Annotated in this window: 24 protein-coding genes; 11 read left to right on the top strand and 13 right to left on the bottom strand. The window is 48.4% G+C overall.

Annotated elements, in window-relative coordinates; translation table 11 throughout:
* The first annotated feature begins 61 nt into the window (after window positions 1–61).
* The gene (locus tag LZD49_RS07485; protein ID WP_234666722.1) at window positions 62–2,230 is read left to right on the top strand and encodes a TIM-barrel domain-containing protein; all 2,169 of its coding nucleotides are present in this window, start codon (window positions 62–64) and stop codon (window positions 2,228–2,230) included.
* On the opposite strand, the gene LZD49_RS07480 is transcribed toward LZD49_RS07485, so the two are convergent.
* Both LZD49_RS07480 and LZD49_RS07475 read right to left on the bottom strand, forming a co-directional pair.
* Window positions 2,217–2,708 carry an NUDIX hydrolase gene (locus tag LZD49_RS07480; RefSeq protein WP_234666721.1) on the bottom strand — a complete coding sequence of 164 codons (492 nt, stop codon included), beginning with the start codon at window positions 2,706–2,708 and terminating at the stop codon, window positions 2,217–2,219. The two genes, LZD49_RS07485 and LZD49_RS07480, sit on opposite strands and share 14 nt — an antisense overlap.
* A gap of 19 nt (window positions 2,709–2,727) precedes the next feature.
* A complete protein-coding gene (locus LZD49_RS07475; RefSeq protein WP_234666720.1) occupies window positions 2,728–3,762 on the bottom strand; it encodes a LacI family DNA-binding transcriptional regulator in 1,035 nt (344 codons plus the stop codon).
* Window positions 3,763–4,028: 266 nt separating this feature from the next.
* On the opposite strand from LZD49_RS07475, the gene LZD49_RS07470 reads away from it, so the two are divergent.
* From LZD49_RS07470 to LZD49_RS07440, 7 genes are all read left to right on the top strand, one after another.
* Window positions 4,029–4,799 (top strand): SDR family NAD(P)-dependent oxidoreductase, encoded by a 771-nt coding sequence (locus tag LZD49_RS07470; RefSeq protein ID WP_234666719.1) that lies wholly within the window; start codon window positions 4,029–4,031, stop codon window positions 4,797–4,799.
* A 42-nt stretch (window positions 4,800–4,841) separates the two neighbouring features.
* A complete protein-coding gene (gene kduI / locus LZD49_RS07465; protein WP_234666718.1) occupies window positions 4,842–5,672 on the top strand; it encodes a 5-dehydro-4-deoxy-D-glucuronate isomerase in 831 nt (276 codons plus the stop codon).
* On the top strand, window positions 5,672–6,028 hold the full coding sequence (locus tag LZD49_RS07460) for a cupin domain-containing protein (RefSeq protein WP_234666717.1): 357 nt from the start codon (window positions 5,672–5,674) through the stop codon (window positions 6,026–6,028). The genes kduI and LZD49_RS07460 overlap by 1 nt, the downstream gene beginning before the upstream one ends.
* Before the next feature lie 107 nt (window positions 6,029–6,135).
* The gene (locus tag LZD49_RS07455) at window positions 6,136–7,974 is read left to right on the top strand and encodes a glycoside hydrolase family 88 protein (RefSeq protein ID WP_234667182.1); all 1,839 of its coding nucleotides are present in this window, start codon (window positions 6,136–6,138) and stop codon (window positions 7,972–7,974) included.
* 11 nt (window positions 7,975–7,985) lie between these two features.
* The gene (locus tag LZD49_RS07450; RefSeq protein ID WP_234666716.1) at window positions 7,986–9,521 is read left to right on the top strand and encodes a tagaturonate reductase; all 1,536 of its coding nucleotides are present in this window, start codon (window positions 7,986–7,988) and stop codon (window positions 9,519–9,521) included.
* Window positions 9,522–9,549: 28 nt separating this feature from the next.
* The gene (locus LZD49_RS07445) at window positions 9,550–10,818 is read left to right on the top strand and encodes an MFS transporter (RefSeq protein ID WP_234666715.1); all 1,269 of its coding nucleotides are present in this window, start codon (window positions 9,550–9,552) and stop codon (window positions 10,816–10,818) included.
* Window positions 10,819–10,873: 55 nt separating this feature from the next.
* Entirely contained in the window at window positions 10,874–11,308 is a 435-nt protein-coding gene (locus LZD49_RS07440; protein ID WP_234666714.1) for a nuclear transport factor 2 family protein, read from the top strand.
* A 61-nt stretch (window positions 11,309–11,369) separates the two neighbouring features.
* Here the strand turns inward: LZD49_RS07440 and LZD49_RS07435 are convergent, their stop codons facing one another.
* From LZD49_RS07435 to LZD49_RS07420, 4 genes are all read right to left on the bottom strand, one after another.
* The gene (locus tag LZD49_RS07435; protein WP_234666713.1) at window positions 11,370–11,990 is read right to left on the bottom strand and encodes a DUF1016 N-terminal domain-containing protein; all 621 of its coding nucleotides are present in this window, start codon (window positions 11,988–11,990) and stop codon (window positions 11,370–11,372) included.
* Between the two features lie 94 nt (window positions 11,991–12,084).
* A complete protein-coding gene (locus LZD49_RS07430) occupies window positions 12,085–13,299 on the bottom strand; it encodes an acetyl-CoA carboxylase biotin carboxylase subunit family protein (RefSeq protein WP_234666712.1) in 1,215 nt (404 codons plus the stop codon).
* A gap of 140 nt (window positions 13,300–13,439) precedes the next feature.
* Window positions 13,440–14,828, bottom strand: coding sequence for a M17 family metallopeptidase (locus LZD49_RS07425; protein ID WP_234666711.1), 1,389 nt, complete (start codon window positions 14,826–14,828; stop codon window positions 13,440–13,442).
* Window positions 14,829–14,902: 74 nt separating this feature from the next.
* On the bottom strand, window positions 14,903–16,447 hold the full coding sequence (locus tag LZD49_RS07420) for a M20/M25/M40 family metallo-hydrolase (protein ID WP_234666710.1): 1,545 nt from the start codon (window positions 16,445–16,447) through the stop codon (window positions 14,903–14,905).
* Between the two features lie 145 nt (window positions 16,448–16,592).
* Here LZD49_RS07420 and LZD49_RS07415 point away from each other — a divergent pair, with 145 nt between their 5' ends.
* Both LZD49_RS07415 and LZD49_RS07410 read left to right on the top strand, forming a co-directional pair.
* On the top strand, window positions 16,593–17,522 hold the full coding sequence (locus LZD49_RS07415; RefSeq protein WP_234666709.1) for a UbiA family prenyltransferase: 930 nt from the start codon (window positions 16,593–16,595) through the stop codon (window positions 17,520–17,522).
* Window positions 17,523–17,525: 3 nt separating this feature from the next.
* A complete protein-coding gene (locus LZD49_RS07410; RefSeq protein WP_234666708.1) occupies window positions 17,526–18,212 on the top strand; it encodes a class I SAM-dependent methyltransferase in 687 nt (228 codons plus the stop codon).
* On the opposite strand, the gene LZD49_RS07405 is transcribed toward LZD49_RS07410, so the two are convergent.
* On the bottom strand, window positions 18,150–19,049 hold the full coding sequence (locus LZD49_RS07405; protein WP_234666707.1) for an EamA family transporter: 900 nt from the start codon (window positions 19,047–19,049) through the stop codon (window positions 18,150–18,152). The two genes, LZD49_RS07410 and LZD49_RS07405, sit on opposite strands and share 63 nt — an antisense overlap.
* Window positions 19,050–19,201: 152 nt before the next feature.
* On the opposite strand from LZD49_RS07405, the gene LZD49_RS07400 reads away from it, so the two are divergent.
* Window positions 19,202–19,999 (top strand): HAD family hydrolase, encoded by a 798-nt coding sequence (locus tag LZD49_RS07400; RefSeq protein ID WP_234666706.1) that lies wholly within the window; start codon window positions 19,202–19,204, stop codon window positions 19,997–19,999.
* A 9-nt stretch (window positions 20,000–20,008) separates the two neighbouring features.
* On the opposite strand, the gene fabF is transcribed toward LZD49_RS07400, so the two are convergent.
* From fabF to LZD49_RS07370, 6 genes are all read right to left on the bottom strand, one after another.
* Window positions 20,009–21,259 (bottom strand): beta-ketoacyl-ACP synthase II, encoded by a 1,251-nt coding sequence (gene fabF / locus LZD49_RS07395; protein WP_234666705.1) that lies wholly within the window; start codon window positions 21,257–21,259, stop codon window positions 20,009–20,011.
* 35 nt (window positions 21,260–21,294) lie between these two features.
* On the bottom strand, window positions 21,295–21,528 hold the full coding sequence (locus LZD49_RS07390) for a DUF2798 domain-containing protein (RefSeq protein ID WP_234666704.1): 234 nt from the start codon (window positions 21,526–21,528) through the stop codon (window positions 21,295–21,297).
* Between the two features lie 49 nt (window positions 21,529–21,577).
* On the bottom strand, window positions 21,578–22,339 hold the full coding sequence (locus LZD49_RS07385; protein ID WP_234666703.1) for an SDR family oxidoreductase: 762 nt from the start codon (window positions 22,337–22,339) through the stop codon (window positions 21,578–21,580).
* Between the two features lie 224 nt (window positions 22,340–22,563).
* Window positions 22,564–23,826 (bottom strand): sorbosone dehydrogenase family protein, encoded by a 1,263-nt coding sequence (locus LZD49_RS07380; protein WP_234666702.1) that lies wholly within the window; start codon window positions 23,824–23,826, stop codon window positions 22,564–22,566.
* Window positions 23,827–23,910: 84 nt separating this feature from the next.
* Window positions 23,911–24,348 (bottom strand): hypothetical protein, encoded by a 438-nt coding sequence (locus tag LZD49_RS07375; protein WP_234666701.1) that lies wholly within the window; start codon window positions 24,346–24,348, stop codon window positions 23,911–23,913.
* A 57-nt stretch (window positions 24,349–24,405) separates the two neighbouring features.
* A complete protein-coding gene (locus tag LZD49_RS07370; RefSeq protein WP_234666700.1) occupies window positions 24,406–24,960 on the bottom strand; it encodes a DUF2911 domain-containing protein in 555 nt (184 codons plus the stop codon).
* Window positions 24,961–25,029: the final 69 nt, after the last annotated feature.

Genomic DNA, 25,029 nt, shown 5'->3' with positions numbered 1-25,029 from the left:
ATTTAATAGACTTATTTACCACGATAATATTTTTAGTATAAAAAACCATTCAAGTCTTATTATGCTGATAAACGAGCTATTGTACATCATGCGCCACCAGAACCGAGCCTTTTCCATCCTGTTTTTGATTTGTATTCCCACACTGCTTTTCGGGCAAAATATCACCTGGAAAGAAATCTACCCCGGCGTCTGGAAAGGTACGGCGGGCAAACCTGACGCTTATGATCTGCTCAAAGCGGCAGAAACAACGGCATCTCCCGCATTAGCTAAACTAGTCAGCCAGGATTTCCCACTCGATAAAACAGCCATTACCTTCCAAGTTAACAATGGCAAATTATACCTGCGCCTGCCTTTACAACGCAATGAGCAGCTTTATGGCTTTGGACTCAACTTTCAAACCATCCACCAGCGCGGCCGCATTATGCAACTCCATGCCGATCATTATGGCAAGTCCGATAATGGCCGCACACATGCGCCGGTGCCTTTTTATGTGTCGTCGCTGGGTTATGGTGTTTTTGTCAATTCCGCGAAGTACATAGATGTTTATGCTGGTTCCGGTGTGCGCAGGGACAGTAAGAACCCGCCGGAGATCATGGACCGCAACACCGATAAAAACTGGGAAGCACACCCCTATTCCGATGCTGTGGAAATGCTGATACCAGCCGAGGGCATCGAAATTTACATTTTTGCCGGCCCGAAGCCGGTCAATGCGATCGAGCGCTTCAACCTGCTAAGCGGCGGGGGTTGCCTGCCACCACGCTGGGGGCTGGGTTTCACGCAACGCGTTCATCGTCTCTATACCGATCAGCAGGTTAAGCAAGAAGCAAAGGCATTTGAAGAAAAGGGCTATCCACTCGATTTCATCGGCCTCGAACCCGGCTGGCAAACCAAATCCTACCCGTGCACATTCGAATGGGATCGCTCACGTTTTCCTGACCCAGCCGGCTTTGTCAAAGATATGGGCCAAATGGGGGTGAAGATTAATCTCTGGACAAACCCATACGTCTCACCGGATGCGTCCATTTACAAGGCTATTGCACCCTATACCGGCACACACACAGTGTGGAACGGCATTGTACCCGACCTTTCCATGCCGCAAGCCCGCAAAATACTATTTGATCAGTTTGAGAAAGAACACGTTAAGATCGGTGTGAGCGGCTACAAGATCGACGAGGTCGATGGATTCGACTCCTACCTTTGGCCTGATGTAGCCACATTTCCGTCGGGCCGGTCTTCGGAACAGATACGGCAAACCTATGGGCTCCTCGTCCAAAAACACAGCTTTGAAATGTTTCGAAGGAACAACATGCGCACCTATGGCCTCGTGCGGGCTTCCAACGCCGGTGGAGCATCGTTCCCATATGTAATTTATAACGACAATTACAGTCACGAAGACTTCATTACGGCGTTGATCAACAGCGGTTATGCGGGCGTGCTATGGACACCCGAAGTACGCGCTTCCAAAACCGCCGAAGAATGGCTACGGCGGTTCCAGACAGTCTGCTTTTCACCCATGGCGATGATCAACGCCTGGTCGAGTAGCATGCAGCCCTGGACATTCCCGGAAGTAGCGCCACAAATCAAGGCCCTTGCCGAACTCCGGATGCGGATGATGCCCTATTGGTATTCCGAATTTGCCAAATACCATTACAACGGCACACCGCCATTTCGGGGGATGAACCTCGAAGAAGGCTTTGGTATGAATATAAAAAAGGAGAAAACGGTTACCAACCTGGAAGAAAACCCTTACGAAGAAGCTGTTACGCGGGAAGTCAAAGATCAATATATGGCTGGTGAATACTTGCTTGTCGCGCCGCTATTTACCGGCCAAACGACCCGCAAAGTGATTCTACCCAAAGGGAAATGGTATGATTTTTACACCGGAAAACTGGCTGGCGACGGCGAGGTGATTACTATCAGCCCGACAATGGACCAGATTCCCGTTTTTGTAAAAGACGGTGGCATTATTCCAATGATGCCTGCCCTGCTACACGCGCCCCGATCGGGGCAGAAAACGGATATCGAAATCCGGCATTACGGGCAAAAGAATGGGACTTACAACCTCTACGACGATGACGGCGAAACATTTGGCTACGAAAAAGGGGTATTCTCGTGGCGCACGATACAAGTTGAACGACAGAATGGTCAATTAAAAGGCCGCATTTCGGCCCCCGAAAGCGGTAAACCGAATACGATCGGAAATGTAACGTGGCGATTTATGACAGAATAGCACCCGCAGCGTCAAGGTCGAGGTAGCCAGCGTTATAATGCCCTTTTTCAAGAGGATTTTTTACTAATGCATCGGCCAGAAATTCCGGGTAAGTGCGGATGGAATGTAAGTCGGCTAAGTCGTGCCAGTGAAAAAGCAGCTCGTCTTGACCTTCTGAGCCCAGGAAGTCGCCCTGGTTTGGAAGATCTTTGATATGCATTTCAAAATAGAACCCTATCTCGTGATATTTATCACCGTTATAAAGGAAGAAATTTTCGGAAACCCACAACATTTCGCCCGCCTCTGCGTCCAAACCGGTTTCTTCGCGCATTTCGCGCTGCACAGTGTCTTTTGAGAACTCGAACAGCTCAGCACGGCCGCCAGGTAATGTCCAGAAATTATCCGTGGGAGTTTTATGGAGGAGCACCTTGCCATTCAGGATCGCCACACCGGCCACCCTGTAATTGAACAACGCGCCATTAATAGGCAAACTGATCATCTGTAATGCAGTTTTTCCGCTAAACTACGGTTTTTCCAACAGACGACGCCCTTATCGTCAATGCAGTTTTGAGTGAACGTGTCTCGAACTTGTCGGTTTTCTGCGGATGTTCGATGAGCCGGATCAGCAACTCTACCGCTTGCTGCCCCATTTCCATAGCGGGTTGCATAACAGTTGTAAGTGGCGGATTAAGCAGCTCGGCTACGCTGATATTGGTAAAACCCACAATCGCTATTTCTTCGGGCACGCGGATACCCTTCCGCTGCAGTACCGACATACAGCCGGTCGTAAGCCGGTCGCTCGCCGTAAATATCGCATCCGGCGGCTCGGGGAGGCTTAGCATTTCTTCGATCGCAGCTTCATTCTCCGCTTCGATTTTGCCTCCGTACAGACAATATTTGACATAAGATTCGTCAAAGGGGATACCGTAATCTTCCAGAGCCTTTTTATAACCCGCCAGCCGTTCCGTGGTGATGGATAAGTAAATAGGGCTGGTCAAATGCGCAATGCGCTTCCGGCCGGACAGAATCAGGTGCTCAGTAGCCTCATAGCTTCCTGTGAAATTATCCGCAACAACTTTATGCGTCTCGATGTCATTTGGCACACGGTCAAGAAAAACGATAGGAAGCCCTTTTTCCATCAACTCCTGAAAATGAACGAGGTTAGTAGTAAGGCTCGCAAGCGAAACCAACAAACCATCCACTCGCCTGGAAACCAGATAGTTGGTATTCGCAACTTCCCTTTCATAAGAATCATGGCTTTGAAAAATCACCACATGATAACCCAGATTATAGGCAATGGACTCGATGCCATTGATCAATTGCGAGAAAAAATGGTTGGCGATTTCGGGAATAATCACGCCAATGGACTTGCTTTTACTATCTTTCAAGCTGAGCGCAATGGGGTTGGGCCGGTAATTCATTCGCTCGGCATATTCCATTACCAGTTTCTTGGTTTCCGGGTTGATCTCGTAGCTATTTCTTAACGCACGTGAGACCGTTGAAGTCGACAGGTTCAGTGCCTTGGCAATATCCTTGATGGTGATGGCTTCCAATGGAAAAATTGGTTTATTCCAACTTATTATTTGTTTCAAAATACACTTTCCGCCGCTACCGTAACTCGTCGGACTGCTATTTGGCCCTAAAATTTACATCTATCCGGCTCAGCTGACAACGTTCCCGATAACGATTGCACAAAAAAAGACAATTCGTTATTTGATTTTTCTGATTATTCAATCTAACATCGGTCGGGTGAGGTCTATTAACACCCGACGCTAAAATTATCGGATACCCCGAAAAAGACAAATTATAAAACCCATTAATGAATACCGTTAAATTATTTGACCTTACCGGAAAGACCGCATTGGTGACCGGATGCAATCGTGGCATCGGGAAGGCCATGGCAGAAGCGCTGGCAGAAGCCGGCGCCAACATCATAGGAGTGGCGTCATCAGAATTTAAGGAAGGTAACGAAACTGAGCGATCAGTTTTACAAGCGGGGAGGATATTTTATCCATACAGCGCCGATCTGGGTAATCGTGAAAGCCTCTATCAGTTTATCACCCAGGTCAAAGAGGACCATCCTGTCATCGACATTCTCATTAACAATGCCGGCATCATCCTCCGGCAACCTGCCGCCGAACACAGCGACGAATACTGGGACCAGGTACTGAATATCAATCTCGACGCACCATATATACTGGCCCGGGAGCTAGGCAAAGAGATGATCGCACGCGGATCGGGCAAGATCATATTCACGGCATCACTATTGACATTTCAGGGCGGCATCAATGTCCCCGGATACACTGCGTCCAAAAGTGCCATCGGAGGCCTTGTGAAAGCATTGTCAAACGAATGGGCGGGCAAAGGTGTGAATGTAAATGCCATTGCGCCCGGCTATATCAATACAGACAATACCGAAGCGCTGCGAAACGACCCGGTGCGAAGTAAATCCATCCTCGACCGCATTCCGGCCGGCCGGTGGGGCTTGCCGGAGGATTTCAAGGGGCCCACCATTTTCCTGGCATCGGAAGCCGGTTCTTACGTTCACGGAACAATTCTGACCGTCGATGGCGGATGGATGGGGCGTTAGTACATCAATTTAAATCAAGGACATTTAATAAGTAGCCGCAAAATGCAGATCAGATTCGAAAGCAGCCGTAAAGAAGTTTCGCAAATGGATACCCAGGCCTTGCGGGACAACTTTCTGGTCAAAGATATTTTCAGAGATGGCGAGATCCATTTCGTTTACAGTCATTACGACCGCGTTATCATCGGCGGAGCCATTCCGCTGGCCACCCCGTTGGCCATACCTGTGTTCGATGCGCTGAAAGCCTCCTACTTTCTGGAAAGGCGCGAAATAGGCATCATCAACATCGGCGGCGATGGCGAAGTAATTGCCGACGGCGAGCATCTCGCTATCAGCAAGCTGGGCTGTGTGTACGTAGGGAAAGGGACCAAAGAGGTGTTGCTAACCAGTAAAAATCCGTCGGAACCGGCGGCATATTATCTGCTATCCTCACCAGCCCACCAGACTTATCCGACGCGGCTGTTCACCAAAGAGGATGCCACACCAGCCACCGTGGGCAGTATGGAAACATCGAACCACCGCACCATTTACAAATACATTCACCTGGACGGCATTCAGAGTTCCCAGTTGGTAATGGGGCTTACGGTGCTGCAAACGGGGAGCGTTTGGAATACCATGCCTTCACACGTACACGACCGTCGCATGGAAGCGTATTGCTATTTCGATGTCCCTGAAAACCAGAGGGTCTTGCATTTGATGGGCGAACCTTCAGAAACCAGGCATTTGTGGGTTGCCAACCGGCAGGCGGTCATCTCGCCTCCGTGGTCGATACACTCCGGCTGCGGAACATCCAATTACTCATTCATCTGGGGAATGGCAGGCGAAAACAAGGATTACACAGACATGGACCCGGTATTAATCGGCGATCTCAGATAATGGAAGCACTCAAAGGAAGGGAGTTTATTGTTGACGGCGAAATAGCCTGGGAAGACCTCGGAGGCGGCCTGAAACGCAAGATTATGGCCTACGACGACAATCTGATGATGGTGAAAGTGGCATTCGAAAAAGGCGGGATCGGTACATTGCACAGCCATTTTCATACCCAAATGAGCTATGTCGAAAATGGTGAGTTCGAGATCACGATCGGCGAAAGGAAACAGGTGTTGCGGCAAGGAGATGTGTATTACATTCCGCCGCACGTGGTGCATGGTGCACTATGCCTTTCGGCCGGAATGCTCGTCGATATCTTCACCCCGATGCGGGAGGATTTTGTAAGTATTCCAAAACCATAAACCGTTCGATGTCCCCTTCTCTACGCCTTTTACGTCAATTTCCACTCTGGATCGCGTGTTTCACAGCGACCTGCTCCTCCGCACAGGAGTTGCCGCTATCGCGGCAGATGGCCGATTCATTCATCGCCAATCACAAGGATTCGATCCTGGTCGGAAAAAACACGACCACCAAATGGGACTATGAGCAGGGATTAATGCTTAAAGCGATCGAGAAAGTGTGGTACCGCACCGGAGAGGGCAAATACTTTGAATACATCCGGAAAGATATCGACCAGTACGTCCGCGCCGACGGCAGCATCCGTACCTACCGCGCCGATGAATATAATATCGACAACATTCCCCCGGGACGCGCATTGCTGACATTGTACCAGCAATCGCAACCCGATAAGGAAAAGTATAAAAAAGCCGCCGACCTGCTCTGGAAGCAGCTCGAAGAGCAGCCCCGTACCAAAGAGGGTGGCTATTGGCATAAAAAACGTTATCCCTACCAGATGTGGCTCGACGGGCTTTTCATGGGAGAGCCGTTCGCAGCGGAATACAGCGCCATTTTCCATCATCCCGAGCATTTCGATGACATCGTTAAGCAATTTGCATTGATCGAGAAATATGCGGTGGATGAAAAAACAGGGCTTGTTTACCATGCCTATGATGAGGCGAGGGAACAAAAATGGGCCGACAAAAAGACCGGACGTTCCCCGAGTTTCTGGGCGCGTGCCATTGGCTGGTATGCTACCGCGCTTGTGGATGTGCTCGATTATCTTCCCAATGAACATCCAGGCAGGCCGCAACTGATCGGTTATTTACGAAGATTAGCACCTGTACTTGCGAAATATCAGGATCCGGCATCGGGTGCATGGTACCAGGTGATCGATCAGGGAAGCCGGGCAGGAAATTACCTCGAAGCCTCTGCTTCATGTATGTTCGTGTATGCGCTCGCGAAAGGTTCCCGTCTTGGATATATCAATGAAAAATTCGCAGAAACGGCGCGGAAAGGCTATCAGGCTATCCTCCAAAATTTCGTCGAAAAAGAAGATAATGGCTCGCTTAGTTTGAACAAAACGGTGAGTGTAGGAGGCCTCGGCGGCACACCCTACCGCGATGGAACCTATGAATATTACCTCAGCGAGCCCATCCGCAAAAACGACCTGAAAGGCATCGGCCCGTTCATTTTCGCCAGCGTAGAAATGGAGATAGCTGCCGAAAATACAGTCGGAAATGGCAAAACGGTTGGCCTCGATTACTATTTTAATCATGAAACCCGCAAAGACCTGACTGGCGCGCCTGAACAGTTCCATTACACCTGGGAAGACCGGATGCATTCGGGCTTCTGGCTTTGGGGAAATACGTTTCGAGAATTGGGTGCTAAAACCGTTTCATTGCCTTCCGCGCCCACCGCAGCTAACCTGAAAGATATCGACATTTATATTATAGTCGACCCCGATACCAAAAAGGAAACGCCCGAGCCGCATTTCATCGACGACAAATCCATCTCAGCGCTCGAAGCATGGGTGAAAGCCGGCGGTGTGCTGGTACTGATGGCCAACGACACAGCCAATTGCGAAATCCCACATTTCAACAAACTGGCCGACAAGTTCGGCATCCAGTTCACTTCGAAAAACCGCAATATGGTACAGGGTACTCAGTTTGAGCAGGGACGTATCCTGATCCCCGCAGAAGCCCGTTCCGTTTTTAAGACCACCGAAAAAATCTATATCAAAGAGCTTTCGCCGCTAAGCCTGAAATCACCCGCACAGTCGCTCATTACCGATCAGGGCGATGTCATTTTAGGTATTTCAAAATATGGGAAAGGCACTGTGTTCGCTGTCGGTGATCCCTGGCTTTATAATGAATATGTAGACGGTCGGAGGATCGACACCAGCTTCCAGAATTTTGAAGCGGGTAAGGACCTAGCCGGTTGGTTGTTGAAACAGGTTGTAAAAAAGTAAATCTCAAAGCTATGGGCTACCTCTTCCGGGAAAATCTCCGACAGCTCAGGAACCAGTCCGACGTAGTCGTGGCCGATGATTCCGTTTTTCAACTACCCGAAAAGGTGCTGCAATTCGGTACCGGTGCTTTTTTGCGTGGTTTGGCAGATTATTTCATCGATAAAGCTAATCGGCAAGGTGTGTTCAACGGTCGGATCGTGGTGGTAAAATCTACCGACCAGGGCGATACAAAGGCTTTTGAACGCCAGGATAATCTCTACACCATTTGTTCACGGGGCATTCAGAACGGAGAGTTGAAAGAGGAAAACATCATTTCTTCTGCGATCAGCCGAGTACTTTCTGCTAAAACGCAATGGTCGTTAGTGCTTGACCTCGCGAAAAACCCTGCGGTGACCATTGTCATCTCCAATACTACCGAAACGGGCATTCAGCTTGTCCAGGATGATATTTACCAGTGGCCACCGGTGTCGTTCCCCGGGAAATTGCTCGCGTTTCTGTATGCGCGATACGTTGCGTTTGGAGGCAATCCGGATTCAGGCATAGTCATCATCCCGACTGAACTGATCGCAGACAATGGTAAAAAACTCGAATCCATTATCCTGGAACTCGCGCACCGCAACGGGCTGGAAGCCACATTCATCGATTGGATCGAACAATGCAATTTCTTCTGCAATTCGCTCGTCGACCGCATTGTGCCCGGCAAACCCGACGACGCCCGTTTAAAGGAACTGGAAGAGGAACTTGGTTACCAGGACGACCTGCTCATTACCACCGAACATTACCATTTGTGGGCGATCGAAGGAGATGAGCGCATCCGGCAAAAGATTCCCTTTTATGGAATCGATGAAGGGCTGGTGATCGAGCCTGATATCGAACGATACCGTGAGCTAAAATTACGTCTGCTGAACGGCGCACATACATTAGGCGGTGGATTGGCACATTTATGCGGTTTCAAAACAGTGGTAGAAGCGATGAACGATCCGTTTTTTTCGGCCTACATCACGCATTTGATGGAAAGCGAAATAGCACCGGCTATTCCTTACGATGTGCGTCCGGATGTAGCACTTGCATTCAGCCGGCAAGTAGCCGACCGCTTCCGCAACCCGCATATACTTCATAAATGGTTCAATATTAATCAGAACTATTCAGCCAAGATACTTTCACGGGTAGTCCCAACTTATCTCCATTACGAAGGCCAAAATGGCTATCTCCCGGAATATATGACGTTCGGTCTGGCAGTGTATATCTTTTATATGAAGATTGTGAAAAAGGAAGGGGAAAACTATTACGGCAGAATAGACGGCGTCCTTTACCCGGTACAAGACCCCAAAGCCGCATTTTTTTACCAGAAATGGCAAATCGCGTCGCTGTCTGACACAGTACAGGCGATCCTGAAAGATCAGTCAATCTGGGGACGTGACCTTAATAAAATCAACCCGGTACATAGTTCTGTAACCAAATACCTTCAATCGATGACGCAACATGGCGTCGTGGAAACACTTAAAACACTTTTAGAGCGAACCGAATATGCCTTCACCCAATCCTGAACCCGAGCAACTCCAAACAGAGGCCAAAATGACCAGTTATCGCTGGCGGGTAGTAGCGTTGCTATTTTGCGCGACAACCATCAATTACCTCGACCGGCAGGTGCTTGGCCTCCTCAAACCAACTTTGGAGGCTGATTTTGGCTGGTCAGAATCCGATTTCAGCCATATTGTAATGGCTTTCCAAACGGCATATGCCATTTCGCTGATCGGTTTCGGGGCGATGATCGATAAAATCGGCACCAAAATCGGTTATGTCATTTCGGTAGTCGTATGGAGTATTGCCGCGATGCTTCATGCCGTTGCGACGGGCACTTTCAGCTTCGGGTTCATGCGCGCAATTCTGGGACTTGGCGAGGCGGGCAACTTTCCCGTCGCGATCAAGGCAACTGCCGAATGGTTCCCAAAAAAGGAACGTGCGCTGGCGACCGGCATATTCAACTCAGGTGCCAACATTGGGGCCGTTGTGGCACCTATTATGGTGCCCTGGATACTCGGTGCCTACGGTTGGCAGGAAGCCTTTCTGATCACCGGAGCACTAGGATTCATATGGCTCATTTTCTGGTGGCGCTATTACGAGCTTCCGGCGAAACAAAAACGCGTCAGCCAAGCCGAATACGACCATATCCATAGCGATAACGAGCCCGATACGAGCAAGGAAGCACCCGTAAAATGGCTTCAACTATTCAAAATCCGGCAAACTTGGGCATTTGTATTTGGCAAAATGCTCACCGACCCCATCTGGTGGTTTTTCCTTTACTGGCTGCCATCTTACTTTGCAGAAGCATTCAAACTCAACCTTTCCAAGCCCAGCCCTGAACTGGTGATCGTTTACACCGCAACCACGATCGGCAGCATCGGCGGAGGGTATTTATCCGGCTACTTTATCAAAAAAGGCTGGCCTATTTTCCGCGCCAGAAAAACGTCAATGCTCATCTTCGCTTTCCTGGTAATGCCAATTATGGCGGCTCAATACACGACCAACATATGGCAGGCGGTGATCCTGATCAGCCTTGCTGCCGCAGCACACCAGGCTTGGAGCGCAAATATTTTCACAACGGCTTCGGATATGTTTCCTAAAAAGGCAGTAAGTTCGGTCGTCGGTATCGGCGGAATGGCCGGATCAGTAGGAGGCATCCTGTTTCCTCTTTTAGTTGGGATCATTCTGGACAATTACAAGGCAGCCGGAAACATTGGCGGAGGTTACAACCTGATCTTCATCATCTGCGGGTTCGCATACCTGCTCGCGTGGGGAGTAATGCATTTGTTTTCGCCGAAAATGGAACGGGTTGATATTTAGGTGACCGCTGACTGCCGATTGAAGAAGTAACATTATCCTAATTCCTTATTAATCGATGAAAAAAACATTTTTGCTGCTCGCGTTCCTGTTGATAGGCAATGCGTTTGTATTTGCACAAAGCGCCGATGAAAAAGCCGTTGCCGCTACGGTTGAAAAACTCAAAACCGCCATTATCAGCGCGGATGAGGCTGAATTGAAAAAGCTAACCTCGCCCTCGCTTTCCTACGGACATTCGAATGGCCTTTTGGAAGATCAGAAAGAATTTGTTCGTGCGCTCGTAAGCGAAGAATCCAAATTTACCAAGATCGATCTTTCCGAACAGACCATTTCTATCTCTGGCGACGTAGCCATCGTTCGCCACAAGCTTTTTGGCGATACGCATAATAAAGGGAAGGAGCCTGCCCAGGTGAAACTGGGGGTATTCATGGTTTTCCAGAAAGTAAAAGGCAACTGGGTATTGCTCGGCCGTCAGGCATTCAAACTGGTTTAATAGCCTGTCTAACTGATATTTCCAAACGGGTTTGTCATTCACTTGGCAGACCCGTTTTTGTTTAGGCCAAATCATGCTGCGCTAACTTATGCCTGGCAATCTCGACGGCATTGTGCAGCTTCCGTTGCAAAACTTCCTGCGAAGGCAATGCCGTAAGATAATCCGCGACGCGGATGTTACTTTTGAGTAATTGAAGATCGTTAAGAATGACATCTTCCGGTTTTTTGCTGATCGCGGTTCGTTCGTAGAGCATGGATTGGATACGTTCTCTGAATGTTCGCACGCTCCACCTTTCATGGATACACATTTGGATGTAGAATTCTCTTTTAAGTGGGTCGAGAATTGGCAAAATTTCCATAAAATGTGACCAACTTAATTGTCGTATCACTGATACGACAATCTTTTCCTCAGGAAAAAGCTCGGCGAACTGGATCATTCTTCTTAGACTTTTTTCCGAAAAAGACTTTCCATATTCACTTTCCAATTGTCGCGACAGTGTCGCGACAATTTGTTTTCCATATTCAGCGCGCTCTTGTTTCATGATTTCTTGACGAACAACCGTCCCAATTTTCCAATACAGCATACTCATTTCAGCATTCACCGAAACGGCAATATGCTGGCGGCTGGCGAGAATAAGGTCTTTTACAGTACTAAACAGAGCGGTGTTAGTGATCTTGTTCATGAATGAATGTGGTTAGGTACATCCATTCAGACGCTCGATCATCCATTTGGTCACACTGTTCTATAAAAAACTTTTAGCCAAAATATCCCAGGGATTAATGCGTCGGTTTTTTCGGTGCCGGGGCAGATGCGTGGTATTTTCTCTGAACGATAGCGGCATATTTATCCATGATTTCCAGCACCTTATCACGGGATTTCGACCGCACCACCAGTCCGACGTGATGTGGTTCTTCCATGCGCCAGACAACTTCGGAATCATTGAACACCGAGAGGTCGGGCCATTCCTGGCGGGCAAGTGAAATGATAATGCCGGAGTATTCTTTACGCACAGGCGGCAACTTATAGTTTTCACCCTTCGCCTCCGCCGTTTCCATCCGCGCCCACTCTTTCCAGAGGTTGATGCCGGAGGAAGCCTCGACCATTTCGGAAAGGTGCGCGCCGCCAACACGGGAAGAAGTTTCGAGAAAATAGTATTTCCCATCATCATAGCAACGGATCACCTCCGTATGGGAGGCGCTATGTTTCAAGCCAAATGCTTTGAGCAGATCCACAGCCAGCGTCTGCAAGGCGTGTTCTTCCGATGAGTCAAAAGGAACGGTCACTGACCGGAAAATCCCGCCGCCATGTGCCACATCGAACGGCGGCGCGAGATATTTGCTATTCCAGGAGAAAATGACAATTCCGTTGTAAGAAATTGAATCGACATGGTAAACATCCCCCGGCTTGTACTGCTCGACGAGATAAGCATGCCGTTTATCCCCCAACTCATGAATGGTTGCCCAAAGTTCTTCTGCCGTATTCAGTTTTTGAATTCCCGTAGCCGATGCCTCAGATCGCGGTTTAATCATCCATGGTCCCGGGTACTTTTCAATAAAACGATTGATCTGCTCATCATTAAAAAGCGCTGAAAAACCGGGAACCAGAATTCCCGATTCTAATGCTTTCGTCCGCATTGCCAGCTTATCGCGGAAATAGCGGCCGGTTGTCTGCCCCATGCCAGGGATCCGGAAATACTCACGAATATGAGCCGCCTTTTCTACATCGAAGTCATCCAGCGCTACCACGCGGTCGATCGGGCGCGTGCGCATGACATATGCGAGACCCGTGATGATCTCATTCATATTATAAGTGCCGTCCTCGCCTTCCTCTACATAGAAAAAATCGTCCACAGCCTCCCTGACCCACGGTTTGTGTTCCAGTTTTTTCGCAGTGATTAGAAACACCGTGTTTCCGGCATCTTTGAGCGCCCTCAAAAAGTCATTGCCTTTGAAATAGGTGGAAATGCAGAGAAAAGTCAGAGTTCGGGTCATAAAATGGAATTTGGTGGACGGAAGTGGCTTTCACGCATATGCATTATCGCGAAGCATACATTCTCAAATCTAGCAAAAAGAACCATTTTAGCAAGAAAAGCGCGGGTTAAATTTCCGTAATAACCCGAACCTTTATGCTATTACGTAAGCTTCGACAGGTACGAAATAAGCAGCCTGATTCCGTAGGCAGTTCCGGCACGACCGGGAGCAAACTCCGTGTCGCCGAATGCCGTTCCCGCAATATCGAGATGTGCCCAAGCCGGGTGCGCTGCGGTAAATACTTCCAGAAACTTGGCCGCCACAATCGCCCCTGCCAGCGGTTTGCCGTGATAGTTTTTAACGTCTGCGATATCCGAATTGATTTCCTCTTTATACTCATCCCAAACGGGTAGCCGCCATAGCCGCTCTCCGGTTTCATCGCCGGCTTTGATCAAATCTGCCGCGAGGTTATCGCTAGGTGTGAAAAGTCCTGCCGCTTCATACCCAAGCGTCTGAATGACGCTACCTGTGAGTGTAGCAAGGTCGATAAGGACATCTGGTTGGAATTGTTTCAGGGCGTAATGTAATCCATCAGCCAAAATCAGCCTCCCTTCGGCATCGGTATCGATCACCTCGATCGTTTTGCCTGCATAAGATCCGATCACATCGCCCGGCTTCATTCCCACACCGTCGACAGCGTTTTCGGTCGATGGAATTACTCCTACAATTCGGACGGGCAATTTCAATTGCGCCGCCAGTTCCACTGTGCCCAAAACGGCCGCAGCGCCACCCATGTCACTTTTCATTAAATGCATATTGGCAGCAGGCTTAATGGAAATACCGCCGGTATCGAACGTAACGCCTTTCCCGACTAGCGCCACCGTTTTGGTGTAATGCTCCGGTTTGTATTCCGAAACGATCATTACCGGCGGCTCGGCGCTTCCTTTGCTCACAGCCAGCAATGCGTGCATTGCTTGCGCTTCGAGTTGGGTTTTCTCCAATATTTGTACTGAATACCCATTCGCCTCTCCCGACTTTTTTGCCCACTCTGCAAGCGTTTCCGGCTTTTTATAATTGGCAGGCGCATTCATCAGGTCCATGATGCGGGACTGCACCAATGCAGTTTTCTGAGCCGCCTCAGCCGCCACGCTCACCTCCGCATGACCATTACCAACCACAAACAACGTCCCCGATCTGAAAAAATCGCTTAAAGGCTTCGGCTCTGTCTTGTACAACTGCAGGTTATAACCGCCTAAAATGATACCATTAACCGCATTTCCCACCCATTCCGCCGTTTTCCCCCTTGCATCGAGCGTAATGTCCGTGGGCCAGCGGTCTTTTCTTTTAAAAAAAAGCGAACGGAATATTTTGGTAATACCCGGTAACTTAGGCTCTTTCCCCAGCCCGAGCCAAAGTTCCCGGGACGAGTACCACCACATTTCCCCTTTCTCTGCTTTGAACATTTCCTGATTCCCAGGCTCCGAGCCTTGTTCAAAAGGCCGGATGATCAGATGGTCTTCATCGGGCTCTTGTATGATCTTTATCTGCATGTTTGTATTTCGGTTCAATAAAAAAAGCAAAGACAATATATGCCTTTGCTTTCAAAAATGGTTTATCGTACCTGTTAATCCATGCCACCGCGGCGTGTCGGCTTGCGTGGCTCGGGCCATGCGGCGGGTACGCCTTTGGCATCAATAGGTAGAATGCTTTTGTCCCGTGATGTTTTGACAGGATCTTCGCTTGCCTGATAAGCCATGATGGCCGCAAGGATCGCATTACTCCTTACATCGTCGAAAACGATCTTGTCATAAGTATCGCGGTTGGTATGCCACGTGTAAGTGCCGTACGACCAGTTCAATGAACTCAACGAAAATGCAGGCGCACCGGCTGCTACAAACGAAGCAAAGTCGGAACCACCGGCACCGGGAGCCCCGGGAAACCTGGTTTCGATTGGCGTGCGGATCGGCTCAGGAACTTTTGACAGCCAGCGGGTAAGGTATTCATAAGCATTTAGGAAGCCCTGGCCGGAAATGTTAACCACTCTTCCCGTTCCGTTATCCTGGTTAAAAACAGCCTGGATATTCTGCACAATCTCCGGATGGTCCTCCACAAATGCACGCGAGCCGTTCAAGCCTTGCTCTTCGCTACCCCAATGGCCTACGAGGATTGTCCGTTTGGGATTAGGATATACTTTTTTCAAAATCCGCATGGCCTCCATCATCACCAACGTGCCCGTCCCGTTGTCGGTAGCACCGCTACCGCCATCCCACGAATCAAAATGAGCGGAGAGGATCACATATTCATTAGGCTTTTCGGTGCCTTTGATTTCCCCTATCGTGTTGAAAGTCTGACTTACACCCGTTTCTTTGGCATCGGCCTTTACGCTGATCTTCGGTGTATGTCCCGATTCGGCGAGTCGGTAAAGCAGACCGTAGTCTTCCAATGAAATATCAACTGTCGGAACCGTTTTGGTATAAGCGCCAAAAATTTTATTAGCTCCAAAACCTTTTGACCAATATGACATCACCACACCTGCGGCACCTGCCTTTTCTAATGCAACCGGCAATGTCCGCGCAGCGTAACCCGTCTTTTTTACACGGTTGGTCCAAGCTTCGGTTTGTGCGTCACGCTCTTTTTTCATTTTCTCAAACGACTCCTTCGTCGCGAATTCCTGCCAATTGTAATCGGGGCGGCCGGTTGGCTGGTTCATGCTGATCAACACGAATTTGCCCTTTGCCGACGGCAGCCATTTCTGAAATGCCACTGAATCGGCCACGTCTGGCAGGATTATTACGTCTCCAGTGACCGTCTTCCCTCCCGTTCCGGGGCTCCACGCGAGCTGCATTCCTTCGAGCGATTTCACCCGAGGTGCAACCATGTCGATATGCGACACCCCACGCTCCCATCCACGCCATTCACCCCATTTCTCATTTTTGGCGGTGATGTTCCAGCCCTTATACCTGGCGACGGCCCATTCGTGTGCCTGCTGCATTTGCGGCGATCCTACGAGCCTTGGACCGATTACGTCCATCAATTCGTGCGCCAATTTTTCAAGTTGTGAATTTTCCGTGGCTTCCTTCACAATGTTTTCCACGATGGGATCTTTACTTTGCGCAAAGAGAATTCCACTTGAAAGACATAGGGCAAGGATCAAATAGATTTTTTTCATGTAATTGTGGTTTAAGAAAATATCGTTTCCGAATGTAGGAAATAGCGATGAAGCTTTCCACACGCTCTTAAAAAATTCTAAATTGATATTTTAATTATATTATTCCCGCACTGAGGGCGTCCCGGAGGCTGGTACACAGGCAGATATGTTGAACAAGATTATCGCATTTGTATTTTTTGCCAATTATTTCGTCGGCCTGCTGGCGGTAGCATTATCCCTGGAAACTGCCTTTCAGCTGAATATCCCCCTCAACTCACCGGTTTATTATCTGCTCCTTTTTTGTACGACAGTTTTCTATTATACCATTGCCTATTCAGGGCCGGTTATACCAAAAGTTTCCGCTAATCCGCGAACCGAATGGTACCGGCTGCATTACCGGTTTGTCCGAACGAGCCAGGTATTTTTGTGCTGTATTTGCATGTCTCTGGCAGGTTTTTTCCTGATTGCACATTTCAATGCGATCCTGCATTTGCCGCCGCTGTATTGGCTGAGTCTGTCTGTGATTCCACTGGCCGCCATTCTGTATTATGGCTTGCTTCCTACATCTATCATTTCGTTCAATCTCAGGCGGACAGGTTGGTTGAAAGCGTTCGTGATCGGCTTTGTATGGGCCGGATGTGTCAACCTGTTCCCGATCGCGGCGCTTTGGATCGAGCAGGGTCTCACGGTTCCAGAGCCGCAGCTTATGCTTTGGTTGTTCGTCAAAAATTGGATGTTCTGCACAGTCAACGCGATCATGTTTGATATGAAGGATTATGAAGACGACGCGAATATCGAATTGAAGACATTTGCGGTAAGAATGGGATTGCGCAATACCATATACTATATACTCGTCCCGTTACTGCTCATTGGCCTCGTTTCCCTTCTCACTTTTGCGCTCTATCGCGGTTTCGGCGTACCCACTATCCTATTCAACATGACACCTTTCGTGTTCCTGCTCACGGTCGCATTTTCTATGCAAAGGCGGCATAGCATCCTGTTTTATCTTATCGTGATCGACGGTCTCTTGCTGGTTAAGGCGTTATGCGGTATTGCGGGCAGCTTTTTTGCACATCCGATGACTAATCTGCATTGAGCCATGCTGAACAACTACGACCGTATCGCATCCAATTACGACCTACTAAGCAGGTTGGTTTTCGGGAAGTCTATCGTGCGGGCGCAGCAGTCATTGTTGCGGCATATTAAGCCGCACACGCGAATTCTTATCGTAGGAGGAGGCACGGGATGGATATTGGAAGAAATAGCAAAAATCTACCCGTCGGGGCTGTTCATTGATTATGTGGAAATCTCCACTAACATGCTGGATCTGGCCAGAAAGCGGGATTGCAAAGCTAATCAGGTCAGGTTTATTCATACTGCCATTGAAGACCATCACGCAGCCATAGCTTACGATGCAACGATGACGCCATTTCTTTTCGACAATTTCAGTACGATACGCGCTGCCGAAGTGTTTCAAAAAATGAATATAATGCTGAAAAAGAACGGATTGTGGCTATTTACGGACTTCCATATAGATCATGGGATTAACCGTCTCTGGCAAAAAGCATTGCTCCGATCGATGTATATTTTTTTCAAAAACATTAGTCACGTGGAAGCCGACAAGCTGCCCGAAATGCACCGGCACTTTAATGAAAACGGCTATGAAACCATCGCTGACCATTTACATTTCGGCGGTTTCATCCGCTCTGCAGCGTACTGTAAATCAGGCAACTGCGGTGCGGTTTCTTCCGAAAATAAACCGCTCGTTGAATATGACGATCGATAACAGGATCAGCGAGTAAGACGTGATCTGAATGCTGTCGATCGGTTCATGGAAGTAGAACAATGCAATAGCAAAGTTCATCAATGGATTGATATACAACAAAATCCCCATTGTAGAAGACGTTACGCCCTGTAATGCATACAGGTTCATGAACAGCGGCAAGATCGTAAAAACGACGGCTATCAGGGTGATCAGCAAATAAAACATTGGCTCGGTAGGCAAAGCCGCGCTGTATCCTGGATAAAAAGGCAACAATAGTAACGCCGAAAAAATGATCTGCACCGTTAGCACCAGAAACTTGTCGATACCGGTGTTTTTGCGTTGGCTTACGAGGTAGAATGCATAGGACGCCGCGACGATCAGGCTGTACAAAATATCGGATATATTATTGAAAGACAGCAAAAGACAACTTACCACACTAAGCGACACGGCTGTCCATTGCCATTTGCTCAGTTTCTCATTGAGGACGAAGAATGCGATGACGGTCGTCATGATCGGGCATACGAGGTAGGCGAATGACGCCGCTTTCACGCTGATGTGGTTCATCACATAAATAAAGAAAAACCAGTTGGCCGTCAGCAATACGCCGCCGCCCAATGTGAGGAATGCAACCTGCCGTTTCCGCGCCACCGGCATCGCTTTGAATGCCGCAATGCTTTCCTTTAATACCTTAATCCGCACGAGAAGGCTGATTACCGCCATCAGGGCCGCACACATGAAAACGCGGTAAAAAAGGATGTCGAGCGAGGGATAACCTTTCAGCGGTTTGAGGGCCAGGCTGAAAAATCCCCAGATGACGAACGAAATGAATGCGGTAAGGTAGTATTTGGAAAATTTCATCAGAGGCCGCGTAACGTTGTGGTGATGGATTCGTAACAGCTAAAATATGCGGGCGGTTCTCAGCGGGTTCTCTTAATTGTCAAAATTGCAATAAAAGAGGAACCATAGCCGGCTTATTTGACTTGATTAGTAAGACAATACTTAAATTAAGCATGACATTTTCTGACATCCGGCTGGTGGCTACCGATATGGACGGTACGCTTTTAAACTCCAAACACGAAATCCACGAATCGTTTTTTCCAGTTTTCAGAAAATTAAAAGAACACGGGATCATTTTTGTGGCAGCGAGTGGCCGACAGTATTTCAATCTTGCCAAAACCCTCGATGCTGTAAAAGACGAAGTGATTTTTGCTGCGGAAAACGGCAGCTATGTCGTTTTTAAAGACGAGGAAATCCACATTCAGGCGATCGACCCGGAGATTACCCGCGAGCTAATTGTGATCGCGAGGGAGATCAAAAACACCTATCCGATCATTTGCGGAAAGAAAAAGGCGTATGTGGAGAATAACGACGAGGAATTTATCAATCACCTTAAACTCTATTTTGAAAGATATGAGGTCGTAGAAGATTTGCTGGAAATCACAGATGACCAGTTCCTGAAATTCACATTATGCGACCTGGCAGGCTCGGAGGCGAACAGTTATCCGCATTATAAAAAATATGAAGAAGCCCTGCAGGTAAAAGTTTCGGGGCCCATATGGCTAGACATTTCACACAAAAAAGCCAACAAGGGCCGGGCAATGGAAGTTTTGCAGGAAAAATTCAACATTACAGCGGAACAGACGATGGTTTTCGGAGATTATCTGAACGACTTTGAAATGCTCCAAAAAGCGCATTACTCCTACGCCATGGCGAATGCGCACCCGGATATCAAAAAAATAGCCCGTTTCATCGCCAAAAGCAACGATGAAAACGGGGTTGTAGAAGTCCTTTTAGGAATCACGGAGTAAGGCAATGCCCTACTCCGTGTATTTTTTGAATATAGAGGTCGCTGTGTGCCCTCCGAAACCGAAGGTGTTGTTCAGCGCGTAATTCACAGTCTGGTTCAACGATTTGCCTAAAACGATATTCATACCTTCGGGAATAGCCTCGTCGAGGTTTTCGGTATTGATGGTACCCGGAATAACGTCATTCTGCACCGCCAGAGCGCAAACGATGCTTTCAAGGGCTCCCGCCGCGCCCAATAAATGGCCTGTCATGGATTTGGTAGCGCTGATCGCCACCGGATGGTCGCCAAATACCGTTTTCATGCCATGCAGCTCACTCATATCTCCCAATCCCGTCGACGTGGCGTGCGCATTCACGTAATCTATCTGGTCAGGGGTAATGCCTGCTTCATTTAACGCCTTTTTCATACCCAGCGCAGCACCCATTCCATCCGGAGGCGTACCCGTCAGGTGATAAGCATCTGCCGCCATACCGCCACCGACAATTTCGGCGTAGATTTTGGCACCTCTTGCTTTGGCATATTCGAGATCTTCCAGGATCAGAGCCGCTGCGCCTTCACCCATCACGAAACCATCACGGTCCTTATCGAATGGTCGCGAAGCCGTAGCAGGGTCGTCGTTCCTTTTTGACAATGCTTGTGCCGCACTAAAACCGCCCAATGCGGAGTAAATAATCGCCGCTTCGGAGCCGCCGGCTACCATCAGTTTGGCCTTGCCCATCCTGATGGTATCGAATGCGCTGATCAACGCGGTGTTGGACGATGCACAGGCAGAAACTGTACAATAGTTGGGACCATGCAGCTTGTGTCGGATCGAGATCACCCCTGCGGCAATGTCCACGATCATTTTAGGAATAAAGAAAGGACTGAAACGCGGCACACCTCCCGATGCATGGAATTCCATCAACTGGTCTTCAAAAGTTCCCATCCCTCCGTTTCCGGTCGCCCAGATCACACCCATATCATAACGGTCCGTCACATCGATATTCGCAAAATCCAGACCGGCGTCCTTGATCGCCGTGTCGGACGCCGCAATGGCATACTGCGTGTGAAGGTCGAATTTCTTGATCTCCTTTTTCTCAATGTAGTCTTCGGGATTGAAGTTCTTTACTTCGCAACCGAACTGAGTTTTAAATTTAGAAACATCCATTTTCGTAATGGTAGCAGCACCGCTTTTACCATCTACAATATTTTGCCAGAACTCCTCCACAGAATTCCCCAGCGGGGATATGACGCCCAGGCCAGTTACAACTACTCTTTTCATAAGGTTTGATTAATGATGCAAGACGTCAGAAGAGGTTAGTCAACCTCCTGAGTCAGTGTATCTTTGAACATATCGTCCACCAGTTTTTGCACCTTTGGGCCAATCAGCAGGATTGCCGGGATAACGATCAGGTAGGACATGCTCCAAGATTTGAGCCAAATCACCAAAAAATTGGCAACAAATCCAATATTTAAAGAAATCAAAGTAAAGGAAATTATGCCTGTGGTGATGATGCCCATGATCATGGCAAATGCGATTTTCTGTCTCATCTCGGTTGTAATTTTATGTGCCTACCAGTTAATACTTATCGGTTACATTTCATGCTTCTTGCAACTGTACGCCAGGGTTCATGGCTTGCAATGCTGCGGCGGGAGAACTCAAAAAGAGTTGAAAAACATCTGCCGTACGGCCTGTCAAAACTTCATAGGTGTTGTTTTCAAATGCTTCCACGAGCTCATCGGCTACTTGTTTCGGAGGGATACCATTTGTAGCACCGCCTATTTCAGCCGAAAATTCGGTATCCACCAGTGGAGGCAGGATTTCAAACACTTTGATGTTGGTCGATTGACCGAGCGTAATGCGTAGCGACTGAGTGTATGAATGCAATGCGGCTTTGCTGGCAGCGTAAGTTGCCAGGCGGTGGTTCGGTACCAGGCCGGCAATGCTCGAAACTGTCACAATAGCAGCTTCGTCGGCTTTTTGAAGCAGTGGAAGCAGTTTCTGGTTCAGGCGGATAATAGAAAGATAGTTGGTCGTGATCTCTTCCTCGGCCAATGTAGCCGCATCTTCTGCTCCATCAAGAAAGTAATATGACGCTTTACCCGCATTGTTGATCACCACATTCAGGTCTGGGAATTCATTTTCAAGACGTGCCACAAATTCGTCGGTCGCTTTTTTGTCTACCACATCGTAAACGATCGGTGTAACATTGCTCAATTGCGCGGCCGCTTTTTGTAATCTCTCTTCGTTTCGACCTGTGATAATGACGTGATTACCTTTTGCAGAAAATGCTTTCGCGAATTCGAAGCCAATGCCGGCACTTCCGCCGGTGATCAGTATGGTATTTCCAGTAGTTTTCATTGCAGTTATAATTTAAAATATACCAATCGGTATATTAATTTTGGAAATTAAAACCGGGTTTCGCCGGTTGCGTTTTGCGAATTGAAATTCACAGGACAAAAATATACTGATTGGTATATTTTTCCAAATTAAATCATAAAAACTTTTGAAGATTTTCTTCACAACATACAAATAGCGGCCTTGTTATGCACCCGGCCGCTATTCTATCTCCATAGGCTATGATGCTATTTGGCAGTAACGCGCCAAATGACATTACCTGAGTCGTCGTTTACCAGCAGCGACCCATCCTCCATCACCGTCACTCCCACTGGACGGCCATAAACTTTCTTCTCGCTCTCCACAAAACCGGTCAGAAAATCCTCTGGCTTACCCGACGGCTTTCCATTTTTGAATGGGACAAAAACTACTTTATATCCCGATAGCGCCGAACGGTTCCAGGAGCCGTGCTGTCCCACAAATGCGCCATTGCGGTATTTGGCAGGAAATTTGTTTTTATCATAAAACGCTAGCCCCAATGATGCGGTATGCGATCCGACCGGAACGTCGGGAACGATCGTCTTCGCCACGAGATCGGGGCGCTCACCTTTTCTTCTGGGATCTTCATTTTGACCAAAATAAGCATAAGGCCAGCCGTAGAAGCCGCCATCCTTTACGCTTGTGATGTAATCGGGAACGAGGTCGTCACCGAGTTTGTCCCTTTCATTCACGGCGGTCCAGAGCGCATTGGATCCCGGCGCCCAGTCCATACCGACCGGATTTCGCAGACCGCTTGCAAAAACCCGCTCACCAGTACCATCCGGGTTTATTTCGAGAATATTCGCCCGACGCTTTTCCTCGTCAATTCCGTGATCGGCCACATTACTCGCGGAACCGACTGAAATATAAATTTTACTTTCATCCGCATTGGCAAGTAGGTTGCGCGTCCAATGATTATTATAACCGCCAGCTGGCAAATCCACTATTTTCTCGCCTTTGGAAGTAATTTTTGTCTCGCCTGCTTTGTAAGGATATCGGTAAAGCCCGTCGGTGTTGGCTACATAGAAATAGTTTTCCAAAACCAGCATTCCGAGCGGTTTATTGAGCTTTTCCATGAAAACTTCCCGCATTTCGGGCGTCCCGTCCTTGTTCACATCGCGTAAAAGCGTGATCCTGTCAGCGCTCTTTTTTGTACCCGATTCGGCTACGAATATATCGCCATTGGGCGCAATGTAAGTCCAGCGCGGGCCTTCAAACTTGTCGGCAAATTTTGTAACGACGAAACCTTCTGGCGCTACGGGCGTCTTTCCTTCCGGCCAACCAGCCTCCTCGGGACTGTTCTCCACAGATTCGGTCGCGAACGGCGCGGGTAGTGTAAGGCTGTCGGTAACAGTAACCACGGAATCGGGACGGCTTTGCGTAACCTCTTCCTTTTCCTTATTGCCGGAATTGCAGCCCCAGATAGTCGCCAAGGCCAGCATACCAATAATAGTCAGATGATTTTTGGTCATATTGATGAATATTAATGTAAAAAGCTGATCGGGAGCTTTGATTTCCCAACCAGCTTTCTAAATAATAATGCCAATATGGACCGGTTAAATCAGTCCGCGCTCTCTCAAAACGGCCTGCTCGTCGCCGGTAATGTACGCGAACACCTTCAATGCGCCGTTCAAATGCTGCAATAAGTAAATCACGCTGAATTCGATGGAATCGGGTTCGCCATCCTTTTCGTAGAACGACTCCCAGTAAACCTCCACCATATAATGCAGCTCATTCAGCTCGGTAATATCCAGCTGCCTGATCTCCATTTTGGTGATGCCGATGGAGCGGTAAAAGTCGTACCCTTGCGGAACGGCATCCAGAAAACTCTGGTCATTTTTACCACCTGTAATTCCTTGCGGGCTCGCTTCTACGAAGAAATCTGCGAAAACCTTTGCCGTCTCTTCTGCTACGGCAGTACCTGCAAGGCCCTCGGCGAAGCGCTTTTCATATGCTTCAAAAAACTGTTCAATCTCATCATTGATATCCGCCATGACTTTCATGCATTGGTGAAGACATCATTGCGGGAAAGAACTATGCCACTTTGGGTTTCAGAAAGAAACAGGCACTTCCACAATGGTGGTTTCCCAACCGAGAAACATCTTCGCCGCATTGTCTGAAACCTTCTCAAATACTATCGAAAAGTTTTCGATGGGCGCATCTGCTTTTTTCACTGGCACCGTCACACGCAGCACGTCGCTTGCTTCCTTGTATTTGAAAGCGCCCCAGTAATCAAGATCGGAACTAAGAATGATTGTCCACTCCTTTTCATTCGGGATCGCGAACAATGAGTAGGTGCCGGCTTTCACCTTTTTGCCTCCGAAAGTGGCATCCTGGTAAAATTTGATTTCCGTAGATTCATCCGCACCCAGTCGCCATACTTTGCCAAAAGGCTCCTTTTTACCAAAGATCTCGCGGCCTTGCAAAAAAGGACGGCTATACGACACCCTTACCAATGCTTTCTCGCCTTCCTTCCGATCATGCGCAAAATGATCCGGGAAGTACGCAATGTCGCGGGGACTTTTATCCAGCCCTCTGAATTTCTGCGCATTCGCACCGAATGCAATAAGGGTCATCAACATGGCCAGAAAAATGTTCTTTTTCATAAAGTGGTTTTTGTTAAGGTTTTGATGGTTAATGATGATATTCGGTAGTATCGGTCTTCTCTTCCCTGG

The sequence above is a fragment of the Dyadobacter sp. CY261 genome (genome assembly GCF_021440085.1).
Classification (GTDB): Bacteria; Bacteroidota; Bacteroidia; order Cytophagales; family Spirosomataceae; genus Dyadobacter.
The sequence above is the reverse complement of the archived record's forward strand: the minus strand, read 5'-3'. Positions and strand labels throughout refer to the sequence as shown.

Coding starts and splice junctions, on each gene's coding strand:
- LZD49_RS07485 (WP_234666722.1), top strand. CDS start 62: ATGCTGATAAACGAGCTATTGTACATCATGCGCCACCAGAACCGAGCC.
- LZD49_RS07480 (WP_234666721.1), bottom strand. CDS start 2,708: ATGATCAGTTTGCCTATTAATGGCGCGTTGTTCAATTACAGGGTGGCC.
- LZD49_RS07470 (WP_234666719.1), top strand. CDS start 4,029: ATGAATACCGTTAAATTATTTGACCTTACCGGAAAGACCGCATTGGTG.
- kduI (WP_234666718.1), top strand. CDS start 4,842: ATGCAGATCAGATTCGAAAGCAGCCGTAAAGAAGTTTCGCAAATGGAT.
- LZD49_RS07460 (WP_234666717.1), top strand. CDS start 5,672: ATGGAAGCACTCAAAGGAAGGGAGTTTATTGTTGACGGCGAAATAGCC.
- LZD49_RS07455 (WP_234667182.1), top strand. CDS start 6,136: ATGGCCGATTCATTCATCGCCAATCACAAGGATTCGATCCTGGTCGGA.
- LZD49_RS07450 (WP_234666716.1), top strand. CDS start 7,986: ATGGGCTACCTCTTCCGGGAAAATCTCCGACAGCTCAGGAACCAGTCC.
- LZD49_RS07445 (WP_234666715.1), top strand. CDS start 9,550: ATGACCAGTTATCGCTGGCGGGTAGTAGCGTTGCTATTTTGCGCGACA.
- LZD49_RS07440 (WP_234666714.1), top strand. CDS start 10,874: ATGAAAAAAACATTTTTGCTGCTCGCGTTCCTGTTGATAGGCAATGCG.
- LZD49_RS07435 (WP_234666713.1), bottom strand. CDS start 11,990: ATGAACAAGATCACTAACACCGCTCTGTTTAGTACTGTAAAAGACCTT.
- LZD49_RS07430 (WP_234666712.1), bottom strand. CDS start 13,299: ATGACCCGAACTCTGACTTTTCTCTGCATTTCCACCTATTTCAAAGGC.
- LZD49_RS07425 (WP_234666711.1), bottom strand. CDS start 14,828: ATGCAGATAAAGATCATACAAGAGCCCGATGAAGACCATCTGATCATC.
- LZD49_RS07420 (WP_234666710.1), bottom strand. CDS start 16,447: ATGAAAAAAATCTATTTGATCCTTGCCCTATGTCTTTCAAGTGGAATT.
- LZD49_RS07415 (WP_234666709.1), top strand. CDS start 16,593: ATGTTGAACAAGATTATCGCATTTGTATTTTTTGCCAATTATTTCGTC.
- LZD49_RS07410 (WP_234666708.1), top strand. CDS start 17,526: ATGCTGAACAACTACGACCGTATCGCATCCAATTACGACCTACTAAGC.
- LZD49_RS07405 (WP_234666707.1), bottom strand. CDS start 19,049: ATGAAATTTTCCAAATACTACCTTACCGCATTCATTTCGTTCGTCATC.
- LZD49_RS07400 (WP_234666706.1), top strand. CDS start 19,202: ATGACATTTTCTGACATCCGGCTGGTGGCTACCGATATGGACGGTACG.
- fabF (WP_234666705.1), bottom strand. CDS start 21,259: ATGAAAAGAGTAGTTGTAACTGGCCTGGGCGTCATATCCCCGCTGGGG.
- LZD49_RS07390 (WP_234666704.1), bottom strand. CDS start 21,528: ATGAGACAGAAAATCGCATTTGCCATGATCATGGGCATCATCACCACA.
- LZD49_RS07385 (WP_234666703.1), bottom strand. CDS start 22,339: ATGAAAACTACTGGAAATACCATACTGATCACCGGCGGAAGTGCCGGC.
- LZD49_RS07380 (WP_234666702.1), bottom strand. CDS start 23,826: ATGACCAAAAATCATCTGACTATTATTGGTATGCTGGCCTTGGCGACT.
- LZD49_RS07375 (WP_234666701.1), bottom strand. CDS start 24,348: ATGGCGGATATCAATGATGAGATTGAACAGTTTTTTGAAGCATATGAA.
- LZD49_RS07370 (WP_234666700.1), bottom strand. CDS start 24,960: ATGAAAAAGAACATTTTTCTGGCCATGTTGATGACCCTTATTGCATTC.